We start from the raw sequence: 14,801 nt of genomic DNA, 5'->3' as shown, positions 1-14,801 counted from the left end.
TATAAATATGATATTTACTGAAAATAATTATCTATCTTTCAATTATAGACTTAATCATTTAAACGTACAAATTGTAATGGTATAATTTTAAAAAGAACGTATGTTTGTACATTTTTAAAAAGGAGTTTAGCAATGACTAAAGAAAGAACTTATATGGCAATCGATTTGAAATCTTTCTATGCTTCGGTCGAATGCATCGCACATGATTTAAATCCTTTAAATGATAATCTAGTCGTTGCTGACAACTCACGAACTGACAAAACTATCTGCTTAGCAGTCTCTCCAGCACTCAAGAAGTTTGGTGTACCAGGACGTCCTAGACTATTTCAAGTTGAAAGAATCGTCTACAAGCTAAACCGGGAAAAGATGAATAGTGCTCCCCATCACCGTTTAACCAGATATTCTTCCATCGACCGCCAACACTTATTGAAATCACCAACCCTCAAAATTGGCTATAAAGTAGTTAAACCGAGAATGAACTTTTACATGTATAAAAGTGCTGAAATTTACGGTATTTATTTACGTTTTATCGAGGCCAAAAATATTCACGTCTACTCAATCGATGAAGTTCTAATGGACGTTACTGATTATTTAGAAAAACATAATATTACCGCTCACACTTTAGCCAAAACTATTATCCAGCAGATTCAAGCTGAAACTGGTATCACGGCTACAGCCGGCATCGGAACTAATCTCTATTTAGCTAAAGTAGCGATGGATATCGTTGCTAAACACATCCCTGCTGATCAAGATGGCGTCCGGATTGCACAAATGAATGAACATCAATATCGTCAATTACTTTGGGCTCATCAACCTCTAACTGATTTTTGGCGTATTGGTCGTGGCTACTCTAAGCGTCTAGAGAAACTAGGCTTGAACACAATGGGAGATATTGCCTGCTGCTCTTTAGGAAGCTTGTCCGACGATATGAATGAAGAAATTCTCTATCATGAATTTGGAAAGAACGCTGAACTATTGATTGATCATGCTTGGGGGCATGAAACGGCTACACTTGCCGATATTAAAAACTATCGGTCTGACAATCACGGACTCTATTCCAGTCAAGTTCTAATGAAACCAACCTCTTATGATGATGGCTTAAAAATTGTTCGTGGCATGAGCGATAATCTAGCTCTCGATTTGGTTCAAAAGAAGTTAGTAACTAATTGTATTGGTCTAATCGTTGACTACGATATTAAAAGTTTGCAGATCGACAACAGCTTTAATGGCGAATTAGTTGATGATTACTATGGTCGCAAAACTCCTAAACCGGATCACAATCACGTTAAAATGTCTGCCTTCACCTCTTCATCTAACGAGCTACGACAGACTTTCAAAAAACTTTATGAAGACAATATCAACAGTAAATTGTTAATTCGACGTGTCACCCTCACCGCCAATAATTTAACTGACGAAAAATTAGCCCAGCAACAAATAACTTTTAAACAGACTGATTTATTTTCCAATACATCACAGGAAATTATCCAGGATCAACATTCTCAAATTGAACGTAATCGTGATCGTAAAATTCAGGAAACTATTCTCGATTTACAAAGGAAATTTGGCAGTCGCAACATTGTCTTGAAAGCTTCCGATTTAGTAGAAGGTTCAACTACGATTGAAAGAAACAATCAGATTGGTGGTCATCACGCATAATGGACGAAAAGAAATTAATTGAACAACAAATATTTAATGACACCTCTGCATATCAAGACATTATGGACTTACCCTACACTTCTTCTAAACGTCATTTACCAATGGAACAAATCGATCGTGCTGCGCAATTCGCCCCTTTTGGAGCCTTAGAAGGTTTCAGTAGTCTCATTAAAGATAAAACTAAAGATTATACTCGAAAAAAGTATTCCACAGCGGCTGAGGAAAAATGCATTACACAACAATTAAACTATTTAGAAACACACCCTTTAAAAGTGGATGTGAATTACTTCAACGACAAGTCCGGTTATTACGAACATCTCAAAGGATATCTTAAAAAGATTGAACCACAAAAAGGACGAGTAACTTTCGATGAAACTTCTATTGTCATCGTCAATATTCGTGCCATTAAATTAGTGTAGTAAAAAGCCTCGACTATTACAATCGAGACTTTTTTTACTCTATGAATCTTGACGTGTGGCCGCAATATCGACTTCACGAATATTAACTTCTTGAGGCATATCATACATAAACTTGACCGTTTCAGCAACGCGCTTAGGATCAAGCACTACGCCGCCCATAGTTTCTTCCCAAGCAGCATAATCCCTCAATGCTGATTTACTTGTCACATGCGTTAACAATTCTGTTTCGGCAGCACCCGGAGCCACCATCATGATACGAACATTTTTAGCAGAATTTTCTTCACGAACAGTTTCAGACAATCCATGAACACCAAACTTAGAAGCCACATAAGCAGCATGATTAACAAATGTTTTCTTACCAGCAATTGATGACATATTTAAAATTGTCCCGTGTTCACGTTCACACATATCATTTAAAACAATTTGCGTACCGTTCAAAACACCCATAACATTGGTATCCAACATCGTTTGCCATTCTTGTGGATTTTGATTCTGAACATTTCCTAACAGCATAACACCGGCATTATTAACCAAAAGGTCAGTTTTACCATATTTAGTTTCAGCCTTGCGAATAGCCTTTTCAAATTGCTTATAATCAGTAACATCAACCGAATCAAGCATGACATTTTCCATACCTGTAGCTACCTCTTGAAGTTTTTCCATCCTACGTCCTAACAGTAGCAATGGAAATCCATCAGCATTAAAAATTTTAGCAATTTCAGCACCAAAACCTGAACTTGCACCTGTTATTACAACTAATTTTTTCATATTTATATCCTCAATACTTAAAAAGATTTTTTCAACGCTTTAAAGTATAATGGCAGGTATTATGAACAACAAGTACGCACTTTCAGGTTACTAGCTGTGGAAAACTAAGAGGAAAACTTATGGCAAAATATTTAAACGAGTTTGATGCCACCATGCAAATGATTCAAGGAAAATGGAAAATCATCATTCTCTATGAATTAGCCGAAACTGGTCAGGGTCGCTTTGGTGAATTACAACGACATATTCAAAATGTTTCACATAAAACATTGGCCAATCAACTACGTGAATTAGAAGCTGACGGGCTTATTATCAGACACGACTTTGAAACTGCTGAACCACATGTTGAATATCGACTAAGTGAAAATGGAAAATCTTTGATTCCTATCTTGGATGCCATCTGTACTTGGGGTGATACTCATGTTAATCACAATTTAATTGAACGTTCCCTGTGTGACGAGTAAAAAATCCTCAACCAAATCGGTTGAGGATTTTTTTATTCTTTTTTCTGTTCTGTTAAGGTACCGTCTCGCATAACAAATACCCGATCCGTCGGTGTTAACAAACGTGTATCATGGGTAATCATAATCACACCACGATGATATTCATGAGCAATTTTGGCTAATAAGCTTACCACTTGGTTGGCTCTTTCTGAATCCAAACTAGCTGTTGGTTCATCCGCTAAAATCACGTCAGGATTATTATATAAAGCTCTGGCAATTGCGGCACGTTGGCGTTCACCACCAGATAAGTTACTAGGATAATTGGTCGCTACATCAGTCAGGTCCAACATCTTCAATAGATCGGCTTGATTCATTTTTTCCTTATTATCCGGAGTAAACTTATCAACTAATTTGAATTGTTCTTTAACTGTCAAAAACGGAATCAAGTTGGATGCCTGTAAGATGAAGCCAAATTTATTAAACCGTAAATCTGTTTTTTTCTTGGCACTTAACTTAGTAACATCTTTTCCACCGACATAGATTTCACCAGAGGTTGGTGTTTGTAATAGTCCTAAAATGGTCAATAACGTCGTTTTACCTGAACCAGATGGTCCAATAATAGCGTTGAACTCACCTTCATCGAGGGTAAAATTAGTTTTATGTAATGCTTCGACTAAAGTTCGACCTGAACCGTATTGTTTAACTACATCTTTAACTTCAATTAAATGCATAAGTTTAACCCCCTTCGATAGCTGATAATGGATCGACTTTTAGAACTTTGCGCATTGATAAGGTTCCACCCAATAGCGCCATGATCATAATTGCCAAGGTCAATAAGCCATATGCCGGCCAATTACTGTAGAATGGTACTGTCTTCGGTAATCCCAATTGAGTTGCCGCAATTGCCACTAGAGCTAAGCCAGCCCCAAGTGCCGTTAAAATCAAAATCTGATAGAATAACGCCGCTATGATTCTGGCTGTTCTGATTCCTTGAGCTCTCATGACACCGTAAAGACTGATCTTTTGAATCGTTATGATGTACATGAAAATTCCAATGATCAAGAAAGTAATGATAATCATTGCTCCTATCATAAAGGCAAAGACCATGATTTGGGCCGTATACCCTGGAATATGATTGATCAAATCAGGAATCGTAATTTGTGACAATCCAGATTTTTTGATTTTAGTCTTATCACGGACAACCAAAGCACTGATATTCTTTGCTTGATCTGATCCATATTTCAAAGTCCTAAAGGTATTCATATTGGTAAAGATAATCGGTACTGTGAAGAAACTGTTATCCTCAGTCAACCCAACAACTTTGTAGAGATCCTTACTACCATTGATCTTTACCTCTGAATTGAGCTTAATATTGTCATTACCTAGTTTCGAATCAGCAATGACTTCTTTACCATTCTTCGGCATCCGACCAGCTATCAACTTAGGGCTAATAAAACTATTCCAGTTTACACCGAAAATATTGGTATTGATCTTTTTGTCTGAATTTTTGAGCTTTGTAACAACAGTCATCTGACCAAGTGGTACCACATCCTTACTCTCATATTCCTTATAAGATCCTTCAGGAATATTTGATACTGTCAAACTCTTATTAGAATAGCTGGAAACGACTACTGATTCAGCATTCCATTGATCTACTGCCGTTCTATTTCCCCTTGCCAAACCTACAGCTAAACTAGTTAGGAAAAAAACCATATAACTGATCAGAAAGACTGTGAAAACAACTAAGAAATATCTTGTTTTATTGTGAAGAATTTCCTTTATCGCTAAAAACATATTCTCACCACCATTTCACTTAATTAACGTTTGATAAACGAAATTGCAATATAAATATATCCCATCTATTTATAGAACTACGTTGAAGCAAGCCTACCACTACAAGTTTTTTAACACAATTTATTTAATTTGTAAATAAAACAACTTATTTGCCTTAAAACATGCCTCTATATTAGAATTATTAGTTAAAGCACTTCCATTAGAAAGGTAATTAGACAATGAGTAAACCAGAGAAGAAGCTTTCTGTTTCAAAATTAAGTGAACAATCACAAAAAAAGTTAGAAGAAATTCGTCAAAAACATCACCTAAAATCCTTAGATGAAGCAGTTGAATACATGTTGGATTTCACAAAGGAAAAGAAATAGACCTCACAGTTGTGAGATCTATTTTTTTAGAGCATCTATAATCAAGTTTTCCATTTTTTCAGGTTTTGTAATTGGTGCAAAACGTTTCAACAGGTTGCCCTCTTTATCAATCAAGAACTTAGTAAAGTTCCACTTAATTCGACCCTTCCCTGATTGATCTTTTAAATAAGTGAATAGTGGATCTTCATCCAGGCCATTCACAATTACTTTGCGAGTCATAGGGAAAGTCACTCCGTAATGCATCTGACAAAAATCGCTTGTCTCTTCATCACTATCAAGTTCTTGATGGAATTGATTAGAAGGCAGACCTAAAACTTCAAGACCTTGAGCTCGATACTTATTATAAAGTTTTTCAATGGATTCAAGTTGCGGTGCTAAGCCACATTTGCTTGCGGTATTAACGATTAACAGAACCTTACCTTGATAATCTCTGAAATTAATAATCCCACCATTCATCTCAGTTTCCTTAAAATTATAAATTGGTTCCATTGCCCTACCGCCTTTCTTACTCTCTATTTTCACTACATTATACTAGAAAGGAAGCTAGTGAGACAAAGTTAGCAATTGATTTATTCGAATTGTTACTTTCGAGATTCTTTTGTAATAATGATTTCTAACTTAGTTATCGGTATTTTCTTGTAACGGCGTTATGCTTATCAATTCGATGAATCATATAAACTAAAACAATTGCAATAATTAGCAATACTAATGCTGTTAAATAAGCAAAATGCATACCACTTAAAAACCAATTTGGATGAGCCGTTGGATAATAAGCTATCTGCTTATTAGCTTTCAAACTCATACCATAATAAAGGCTAGTCGTCGCCATACTGACGCCAATACCCATACCAAGATTTCTAAATAAGGCGGCTAAACTACCAGCAATTCCCTGATAAGCCTGAGGTGCATACCCCATAATCATTGGATTATTTTGAAACCCACCGTTACCAATTCCAAGAAATAGCAACATGAACGTAAAGACTATTAAGCTATCTGTTTTTGAAACCTGCATCAAAAATACAATAGGAATAGCATAGATAAACAAGTTAACAATCGAGACACTAGCGGCGTTATATTTGTCCGTAAAATAACCGGCAATTGGTGCAGCAATTACGTTAGCAAATGGTATTGCCATCATAATTAATCCAGTCAATGAAGTACTTAATGATCTAAAATTGGTTAAGTAAAACGGCATTATAACGTTGGCATAATACCCAATTGAAAAGACTATCAAGGCACTAACTAGGCTCAAAGTTAAACGAGATATCTTAAAAATCTTGAAATTGATCAACGGTGATTTAATATGCTTCTCAGCATAGAAGAAACCAATCCAGAATATCAAACTAACCATAAAGGTCAGTATAACGGCTCGATTGCCGAAACCAATATCCTGTCCCATAAAAATACTGACAAAGAAAGTGGCTATTGCAACGGCATAGGTTATTAGACCAATCCAATCGTAAGATACTTTTTTAACTCTACGATTCTCTCTAGGAAACATAAAACGACCATAGATATAAACAATAATTCCAATTGGAATATTGATAATGAAAATCCAGTGCCAAGATAAAACACTTAGTACTAATCCGCCTAAACCAGGTCCTGAGATATTTCCTAATTGGGCAATGATACTGTTGATACCATAGGCCCGGCCACGCTGACTCATTGGAAAAATCATTGCGATAATACCAATATTAGTTGCCATACTCATACTGGCTCCAAGTCCTTGAACAATTCGCCCAAATAACAATATGTATAACGATGGACTCATCGCACATATTAATGAACCAATCGTGAAGAAAATAGTCCCCGTTTGAAAAATTTTAATGTATCCGATTTGATCAGCCATTCTTCCCCAGAACAACAATAGCATACAAATCATAATCAGATAGACTGACACAATCCATTCGGCCCGATTCATTGGTACATGCAAATCTTTAGTTAAACTAGGTATCGCTACATTAACGATACTGGCATCAAGCAATTGCATGAACGACATAAAACTGGTCGCAAACAGTGTCAAAATATTATGTTTGCTTTTCATAATTAAGCCTCTCTCACTAAAAATACACTATTAATAGTAGACTTTTTTTAATGTCGTTGGCAACCAAAGCATTAACGTTGACGTAATTGATTCAATTCCCGTGCCATCTTTTCATTTTGATATTTTCTATAAAAATAAAAGAATATTACATGAAGAAGTATCGTTACACATAGAATTACCAACCAATATGGCAACGTTAGATGAAAAAGAATTTTTGAATAAAGATATAAAACAAAATAACCCGTCAAAAAATTTATTACCGAAGACAGAATAATACTTATTGGCGCAATCCAAGTACTGTAATTCCAAATATACGGATAAATAACACCAAATATCAAACTCAAACTAACCGAAATAAGCAAAATGTTCCAAAAAAAAGTTACCTCCATTGTTTGCCTTGTAAATCCAGTTAGAAAAACAATCCAAATAATTGTCAGTAGAGTTCCTTGAATAAAGCGATTCTTATATTGTTTAATCATCTTAAATACTCCCGAATTTTTTTACTAAAGTGTCGACTGACAACAAAACTCTCTCCATTGTCAGTGTAAACTTCTAAGCGCGCGTACTTTCCATTTTTAAAACTAACAATTTTATCTAAATTGATCATAACTGAATTGCTTATTCTCAAAATTCCATATTTTGTTAAATATTCTAAATCCTTCAATCTACCTTTCAAATAAAAAACGTCTTTGTCAGTGGTATAAAGTTTGGACAAATTATCCATGGCCTCAATGATAAGAACATCTTCAATTCTCAATTTTGACTGTCGACTATTTTGGGGATCAATTACTTCTAAATGTTTCGTCTCTAAATTCTTTTCAATAGTTGAAATCAGTTCATGATTATTAGGATGCATGCGAATCCCAATTTCATCAGTGGCATAATCATCGATTAGCTGATAATTAATTTTCATAGGCTCCTCCTCTGTTTAAAAAAATACCATCCAAATCTAGATTCGTCAGCACTTTTTTAACTTGTTACACTAATTTAAATTTCGATACAAAAATAAGGCTATGTAATGACTCTTTCCATGAAAAGTTCATTACATAACCTTATTTAGATATCGGTAACCTTAATACCAGCCTGCTTCAAAATTTTGCTCTCAATTCCATGTTCGAGCTCCTTATCATGATGTATCGGCACTGGTAGCGTCACATTGGTATCGGGATTATACATTTTTAAGTGCGATCCATTCTGCGACTTTTTAACAAAACCATGTTGTCGTAGTATTTTCACGATTTTCTGGGGTTTCATTGCCATATTATTACCCCCTCTCATATATCATTGTACACAATATCAGTCCAGTTCAAAAATAATAGACTCGACAACGCAAAAAAACACAAAGCCATCAACTAGACTTTGTGTCTTTTATATTAACTATTTTTATTGATTCTCTCTTTTCTTAAATACTTTTTTGAACATAACTACAATCAATGCTAATAATGCACCTCCAATTGAAATAATACCTGCAGTTTTTTCACCAGCTTTCGGTAACATTCCAGTTTTATTAGATTTTTCAGCCACATTTTGACCATCAGCATTGTTAGATTTCACAATACTTCCGTTACCAATTACTTGACCACTGGATGATAGACCGTTTCTATTTGAAAGACTTTCATTTTGTAATCCTCCACTCGAATTAATACCACCAGATACAACTGAACTTTCAAACTCACTATTACCAGATTGTCCACTACTATTGTTACCAGCATTACCATCCGTGTTGCCGCCGTTATTGTTATTTCCGTCGCCACCACCTGTATTGCCGCCGTTATTGTTATTTCCGTCGCCGCCACCTGTATTGCCGCCGTTGTTGTTATTTCCGTCGCCGCCACCTGTATTGCCGCCGTTATTGTTGTTTCCGTCGCCGCCACCTGTGTTGCCGCCGTTATTGTTATTTCCGTCGCCGCCACCTGTATTGCCGCCGTTGTTGTTGTTTCCGTCACCGCCACCTGTATTGCCGCCGTTGTTGTTGTTTCCGTCGCCGCCACCTGTGTTGCCGCCAGTATCATTAGCACCAACGTTTATTTGAACAATATTACTATTCTTAGAGTACTGACCATTCTTAGCCACCACTTTAACTCTTACTTGATCATCTTTGTTTAATTTACCAGTTTCTACAGTAAATTTACCGTCTGAACCAATTGCACCGGTTCTCTCAGATCCATCAGACAAGATGACAACTACTTCAAAATCTGTTCCTTCCGGAACTGGTTGATTAAATTCAACCGAGCCTGTCACTTGTGTGTCACCATCAATAATCGAATCAACGGATGGTGCTCTAACTTCATAATCATTCAGAGGGTTATCGATTGATGGCAGTCCAGAATCAACGAGTACTGAAACTTTCTGACTAGATTTTTCAAAGTTTGTATTTCTCGCAATTATTTGTACGTCTACATATTCTCCGCTGTTCCATTTTTCAGTGTCAATTGAGAATCGTCCATTTTCATCAATACTTCCCGTATGTGGATTGCTATTCGAAAATGGTTGTACGTCTGCCAACATAAAGCTTCTTTGCATTCCATTAGACAAAGTTACAACTACTTCAAATATTGTTCCCTCTGGAATTGGTTGATTCAAGACAACTGAACCATTTACTTTCATATCACCATCTGTAATCTTATCAACCACTGGTGTTGCTACTTCATAGTCTTCTAATGGGTTGATTTCTTCTTTTTCACCTACGGTTACTGAGATTGATGCACTGTCCTTAAAATAGCCATCGTTTTGCGCCGTAATTCTAATTGAAATAATCTCCCCAGTATTAAGGGCAATCGTTTCAATACTAAAATCACCATTTTCATCAACCCGTCCTTTCACTTCTGTGCCATCAGCAAGAGTTGCCACAGCTTCAAAAGTTGTTCCCTCTGGAATTGGTTGGGTTAAATTCACTGAACCATTAATTGTGGTTGCACCTTCTAATACTTCATCAACTATTGGTGCATTAACAATATAATTTGCTAATGGATTAGTGTCAGGGATTTTTGATCCTACTGTCACTGAAATTGGGCTACTTTCTTTTTGGTCATTACCGTTATGAGCGACGACTTTAACCGAAACAGTATCTCCTTCTTTCAATTCACCAGTTTCAACAGTAAATTTACCATTCTCATCAATCTGTCCCTTCACTTCCGTACCATCTGGTAAAGTAACTATCACTTCAAAACTAGTTCCCTCTGGAATTGGCTTTGTCACTTCCACTGAACCACTAACAGAAGTATCTCCAGATACAATTGGATTAACTGTCGGTGAAGCTACATTATAGTTTTCCAATGGATTGGTTACTTCACTTGTAGGCTCGACAGTTACCGAAATTGAAGCTCCATCCTTTGTATATTCGCCATTCTCGGCTGTAATCTTAACTGATAGAATATCACCTTCGTTTAACGAACCTGTCTCTACAGTGAAACTTCCATTCGCGGAAACTACGCCTACCTTCTGGCTACCATCTGTTAGTGTCACTACTGCCTTGAATGAAGTTCCTTCTGGAATTGGTTGTACTAGTTCTACCGATCCATTGATAGAGGTAGAATCCGCCTTGACTGGAGTAACTACGGGCTGTGATACGTCATAGTCTGCCAATGGATTCCCCGCTTCAATTGCTGGACCAACGATTACTAATACTGGACTACTGTCCTTCTGATTATTGCCATTATGAGCAACAATTTTAACTGAAACAGTATCTCCTTCCTTCAATTCACCAGTACTAATATCAAAGTTACCAGTTTCATCAATTTGACCTTTTAGCTCACTACCATCTGGAAGTGTAACTATAGCTTCAAATGTTGTGCCTTCCGGAATTGGTTGTGACAAGTTTACTGATCCAGTAACCGATGTATCTCCCGATATAATTGGATTAACTACTGGTGAAACTACATTGTAATTTTCCAGAGGATTGGTTGCTTCTGATGGCCGCACGTTTACCGAAATAGAAGCACTATCTTTAGAGTAATCTCCGTTCTTAGCTGTCACTTTAACGGAAAGAATTTCATCCTTTTTCAAAGCACCAGTTTCAACTGTGAATTGACCATTTTCATCAACCGTACCCATCTTTTCAGTTCCATCAACCAACGTTACAACTGTCTCGAAACTCGTACCCTCCGGAATTGGCTGGACTAGATCAACTGATCCTTTAACCTGCATATCTCCTTCGGTAACTGTATCAACTGAAGGTACTGAAACTTCATAGTTGCTCAAAGGATTAGTCTCAGTAATTTCTGGTTGTACAGATATCATCACAGGTGAGCTTTCTTTTGTATTCTCACCATTAATTGCTACAACCTTAACTGAAATAACATCTCCTTCTTTTAGCTCCCCTGTTTCAACCGTGAAATTACCATCAACATCAACTATAGCTTTTTTCTCATTTCCATCTGGCATCGTTATAACGGTTTCAAACGTTGTACCTTCTGGAATTGGTCGTTCCAGTGTAACCGAACCACCAACTGACGTATCACCCGATGTAACAGGATTAACTACTGGCGAAATCACATTATAATTTTCTAATGGATTTGTTACCTTGGCTGGCTGCACCACTACTGAAACAGAAATACTATCTTTCACGTTATTGTCATTATGAGCTCTGATCTTTACAGATAGGATTGCATCTTTTTCCAAAATTCCGGTTTCAATTGTAAAATCACCATTTGCAGCAACAGAACCTGTTTTCTCAGTTCCATCAGCTAAAATTGCTACTGCTTCAAATGTTGTATTCTCCGGAACAGGTTGTACTAAATCAACTGATCCTTTAATCTGTTTATCTCCTTCAGTCAGAACATCGACATCCGGTTTCGAAACTTCATAATCATTTAATGGATTCGTCACTTCAATCCCTGGTTGAACAACTATTGATACTGGAGAACTTTCTTTCGTATTCTCACCATTAGTTGCTACCACCTTAACTGTAATAGCATCTCCTTCTTTTAACTCTCCTGTTTCAACCGTGAATTTTCCATCTGCATCAACTGCGGCTTTTTTCTCACTTCCATCCGGCATCGTTATAACAGCTTCAAAAATTGTACCTTCTGGAATTGGTTGTTCAAGTTCAACTGAACCTTCAACTGATGTATCACCATCCACAGCAGGGTTAATAGCTGGTGAAGACACATTATAGTTTTCCAACGGATTAGTAATTTCAAGTGGCTGAACTGTTACTGCCGTTGAAGCACTATCCTTAGAATAGACATCATTTTTAGCTCTAATCTTTACAGATAAATTATCCTTCTCCTTTAATTCACCGGTATTAATTACAAACTTGCCATCTTCTGCTACTATTCCTGTGGCTTCAGTTCCATCGGATTGAATAACCACAGCTTCAAAAGTTGTGCCCTCAGGGATTGGTTGATTTAAAGCTACTGTACCTTTTATAGAAGTATCTCCTGCATAGGCTGAATCAACCGTTGGTGTAGCGACGTCATAATCAGCTAACGGATTTTCAGTTCCTATTGTTGCTTGGACAGTTACCGATACTGATGAACTTTCTTTAGTGTATTCTCCATTCGTTGCCACTATTTTGACTGATAAAATATCACCTTCGTTCAACATTCCTGTATCTAAAGTAAAATTACCATTTTCATCAATCTCTCCACTTACTTCTGTACCATCTTTAAGAGTAGCAGTTGCATTAAATGTTGTACCATCTGGAATTGGTTGATTTAAGGTTACCGAACCTTTTATAGAAGTATCTCCTGCATAAGATAGCGATACTGTAGGAACACTTACCGAATAGTTTTCTAATGGATTCTCACTTGTCTGACCTGCTTGAACGGTTAAGGATGCAGCTTCACTATCTTTAGTATAAGCACCATTCGTAGCCTTAATTTTTACGCTAATGATCTGATCTTTTTGTAAGACTCCAGTTTCAATTACAAAACTTCCACTAGCATCAACATTACCGCTGATTTCAGTCCCATCGTCTAATGTTGCAATTGCAGCAAAAGTTGTTCCCTCCGGAATCGGTTCATTGAGCGCTACCGACCCGCTAATTGTTGTTTCTCCCTCAGTAGCCGGATCAAGACTTGGTAAAGCCACTTCATAATCAACTAATGGATCAACCGCATCGTTAGGGAAATTCAAAGTTACTGGTTGTCCTTCTTGATCTATCAGTGAAATGATATCGGCTGATAAAACAGCATTACTAATAACTGATGCCCTCACTGTTGTTGTAGCTGTATTAGGGTCACTAACTGTCGTTGTCAAAGTACCACTAGTTTGACCCAGAATATTTGCATTTAAAGCAGAACTTAAAATTGTTGAACTTCCATTGGCAATCTCATCAATTAAATCAAAGAGCGGTGTCGTACTACGTTTAAGCACTGTTAAGGCCGTATTAACAACTGGATTACTTGAACTAATACCATTGACCGCATCTTCTAAACCATTAAAAAGTGATGAGTATGCCTGATTAACATAATTACCTAATCCTTGTGTGAAATCGACTGAAATAGTTTTACCATCGGCTGAAACTATACCTGGCAAGGTATCATGATAGCTTCCTAATTCCTTTAATCCTTTTAAATCATCAATTGCATCTTGCAAACCACTAACATCCACGCCCAATAATTTAACTGCCCCGGCAAAAACATCAACAGCTGCCTCTACCGCTGCAAATAAAAGATCCACTCCAGGAACATCCGCAGGTACAATTGGCAATAACTGAGCATCAATTTGAACTGTCGCTCCTCCCACAACCTTTCCTTGTAATTCAGGTGGCAAAGAATAAACTAATACCTTTTTATCAGCCACTCCAACACTTGCTAACCCCATCCCTGAATATTTCAAGGATAGATCATAGTTTCCCTGTGAATTAGGTGTCATGGTATTTCCAGTTGTAGAAACCAAGCTGGCATTACCTAAAACTGAAATATCGGCTAAACCAGCCGTCGGCATGATAGTACTTTCTTGAGCTTGTTTATGATTGCTTTCTACTGCTGCACTCACCACTCCTGAGCTAGCGTTCATTAATAATAGAACTCCACTCGAAGTATATAGTGTTACATTCAATGCTTTTTGTTTTTTAATAGCCATACTCTCACCTCTAATATATTTGTGATTTATTTAACAATTACTAGGTTAGCATTTATAAACATCCCTGTAAACAAATATCATATTATTTTTATAATATTTTTCTTATATTTAAATCAAAACATCATTTAATTTAATGAACTTTTAAAGTCATATTTTGCCCACAAAACAATCTTTTGTTAATATTCATATTGAAGTTTCGGCCTACTAATCCCATCAAATTACCATAACCTGAAACTAATCATTCTTTTAATCTAATGGTCAATTTGCAACATTATTTCTCAATTTA

13 protein-coding genes are annotated in these 14,801 nt (G+C 36.6%); 4 read left to right on the top strand and 9 right to left on the bottom strand.

Going from position 1 to position 14,801, the window contains the following annotated elements:
- Nucleotides 1-132 precede the first annotated feature (132 nt).
- Nucleotides 133-1,656 (top strand): Y-family DNA polymerase, encoded by a 1,524-nt coding sequence (locus ATN92_RS05190; protein WP_056953437.1) that lies wholly within the window; start codon nucleotides 133-135, stop codon nucleotides 1,654-1,656.
- A complete protein-coding gene (locus tag ATN92_RS05185; protein ID WP_056953435.1) occupies nucleotides 1,656-2,075 on the top strand; it encodes a hypothetical protein in 420 nt (139 codons plus the stop codon). Before ATN92_RS05190 ends, ATN92_RS05185 begins: the two co-directional genes overlap by 1 nt.
- 39 nt (nucleotides 2,076-2,114) lie before the next feature.
- Here the strand turns inward: ATN92_RS05185 and ATN92_RS05180 are convergent, their stop codons facing one another.
- Nucleotides 2,115-2,843, bottom strand: a complete 729-nt coding sequence (locus tag ATN92_RS05180) for an SDR family oxidoreductase (RefSeq protein ID WP_056953433.1) — start codon at nucleotides 2,841-2,843, stop codon at nucleotides 2,115-2,117.
- A 119-nt stretch (nucleotides 2,844-2,962) separates the two neighbouring features.
- On the opposite strand from ATN92_RS05180, the gene ATN92_RS05175 reads away from it, so the two are divergent.
- Nucleotides 2,963-3,304 (top strand): winged helix-turn-helix transcriptional regulator, encoded by a 342-nt coding sequence (locus ATN92_RS05175; RefSeq protein WP_056953432.1) that lies wholly within the window; start codon nucleotides 2,963-2,965, stop codon nucleotides 3,302-3,304.
- Between the two features lie 32 nt (nucleotides 3,305-3,336).
- Here the strand turns inward: ATN92_RS05175 and ATN92_RS05170 are convergent, their stop codons facing one another.
- Complete coding sequence (locus ATN92_RS05170; RefSeq protein ID WP_056953430.1) at nucleotides 3,337-4,014, bottom strand: ABC transporter ATP-binding protein; 678 nt, start codon at nucleotides 4,012-4,014, stop codon at nucleotides 3,337-3,339.
- 4 nt (nucleotides 4,015-4,018) lie between these two features.
- Entirely contained in the window at nucleotides 4,019-5,077 is a 1,059-nt protein-coding gene (locus ATN92_RS05165) for an FtsX-like permease family protein (RefSeq protein WP_056953428.1), read from the bottom strand.
- Between the two features lie 218 nt (nucleotides 5,078-5,295).
- Between ATN92_RS05165 and ATN92_RS05160 the strand changes: the two genes are divergently transcribed.
- Nucleotides 5,296-5,442 (top strand): hypothetical protein, encoded by a 147-nt coding sequence (locus ATN92_RS05160; RefSeq protein ID WP_156638764.1) that lies wholly within the window; start codon nucleotides 5,296-5,298, stop codon nucleotides 5,440-5,442.
- A gap of 18 nt (nucleotides 5,443-5,460) precedes the next feature.
- Here ATN92_RS05160 and ATN92_RS05155 read toward each other — a convergent pair whose 3' ends face one another.
- The 6 genes from ATN92_RS05155 to ATN92_RS05130 all read right to left on the bottom strand — a co-directional run bounded on the left by ATN92_RS05155 (nucleotide 5,461) and on the right by ATN92_RS05130 (nucleotide 14,515).
- A complete protein-coding gene (locus ATN92_RS05155; protein ID WP_056953426.1) occupies nucleotides 5,461-5,931 on the bottom strand; it encodes a glutathione peroxidase in 471 nt (156 codons plus the stop codon).
- Between the two features lie 133 nt (nucleotides 5,932-6,064).
- Nucleotides 6,065-7,486, bottom strand: a complete 1,422-nt coding sequence (locus ATN92_RS05150) for an MFS transporter (protein ID WP_056953424.1) — start codon at nucleotides 7,484-7,486, stop codon at nucleotides 6,065-6,067.
- 71 nt (nucleotides 7,487-7,557) lie between these two features.
- Nucleotides 7,558-7,965 carry a hypothetical protein gene (locus ATN92_RS05145; protein WP_056953422.1) on the bottom strand — a complete coding sequence of 136 codons (408 nt, stop codon included), beginning with the start codon at nucleotides 7,963-7,965 and terminating at the stop codon, nucleotides 7,558-7,560.
- On the bottom strand, nucleotides 7,962-8,399 hold the full coding sequence (locus ATN92_RS05140) for a LytTR family DNA-binding domain-containing protein (protein WP_056953420.1): 438 nt from the start codon (nucleotides 8,397-8,399) through the stop codon (nucleotides 7,962-7,964). The genes ATN92_RS05145 and ATN92_RS05140 overlap by 4 nt, the downstream gene beginning before the upstream one ends.
- A 143-nt stretch (nucleotides 8,400-8,542) precedes the next feature.
- Entirely contained in the window at nucleotides 8,543-8,746 is a 204-nt protein-coding gene (locus tag ATN92_RS05135) for a type II toxin-antitoxin system HicA family toxin (protein WP_025086359.1), read from the bottom strand.
- A gap of 123 nt (nucleotides 8,747-8,869) precedes the next feature.
- A complete protein-coding gene (locus tag ATN92_RS05130) occupies nucleotides 8,870-14,515 on the bottom strand; it encodes an adhesive domain-containing protein (RefSeq protein ID WP_056953418.1) in 5,646 nt (1,881 codons plus the stop codon).
- Nucleotides 14,516-14,801: the final 286 nt, after the last annotated feature.

This window comes from Companilactobacillus bobalius, from assembly GCF_009764355.1.
This window is presented reverse-complemented; position numbering and strand designations above follow the sequence as displayed.

Coding starts and splice junctions, on each gene's coding strand:
- ATN92_RS05190 (WP_056953437.1), top strand. CDS start 133: ATGACTAAAGAAAGAACTTATATGGCAATCGATTTGAAATCTTTCTAT.
- ATN92_RS05185 (WP_056953435.1), top strand. CDS start 1,656: ATGGACGAAAAGAAATTAATTGAACAACAAATATTTAATGACACCTCT.
- ATN92_RS05180 (WP_056953433.1), bottom strand. CDS start 2,843: ATGAAAAAATTAGTTGTAATAACAGGTGCAAGTTCAGGTTTTGGTGCT.
- ATN92_RS05175 (WP_056953432.1), top strand. CDS start 2,963: ATGGCAAAATATTTAAACGAGTTTGATGCCACCATGCAAATGATTCAA.
- ATN92_RS05170 (WP_056953430.1), bottom strand. CDS start 4,014: ATGCATTTAATTGAAGTTAAAGATGTAGTTAAACAATACGGTTCAGGT.
- ATN92_RS05165 (WP_056953428.1), bottom strand. CDS start 5,077: ATGTTTTTAGCGATAAAGGAAATTCTTCACAATAAAACAAGATATTTC.
- ATN92_RS05160 (WP_156638764.1), top strand. CDS start 5,296: ATGAGTAAACCAGAGAAGAAGCTTTCTGTTTCAAAATTAAGTGAACAA.
- ATN92_RS05155 (WP_056953426.1), bottom strand. CDS start 5,931: ATGGAACCAATTTATAATTTTAAGGAAACTGAGATGAATGGTGGGATT.
- ATN92_RS05150 (WP_056953424.1), bottom strand. CDS start 7,486: ATGAAAAGCAAACATAATATTTTGACACTGTTTGCGACCAGTTTTATG.
- ATN92_RS05145 (WP_056953422.1), bottom strand. CDS start 7,965: ATGATTAAACAATATAAGAATCGCTTTATTCAAGGAACTCTACTGACA.
- ATN92_RS05140 (WP_056953420.1), bottom strand. CDS start 8,399: ATGAAAATTAATTATCAGCTAATCGATGATTATGCCACTGATGAAATT.
- ATN92_RS05135 (WP_025086359.1), bottom strand. CDS start 8,746: ATGGCAATGAAACCCCAGAAAATCGTGAAAATACTACGACAACATGGT.
- ATN92_RS05130 (WP_056953418.1), bottom strand. CDS start 14,515: ATGGCTATTAAAAAACAAAAAGCATTGAATGTAACACTATATACTTCG.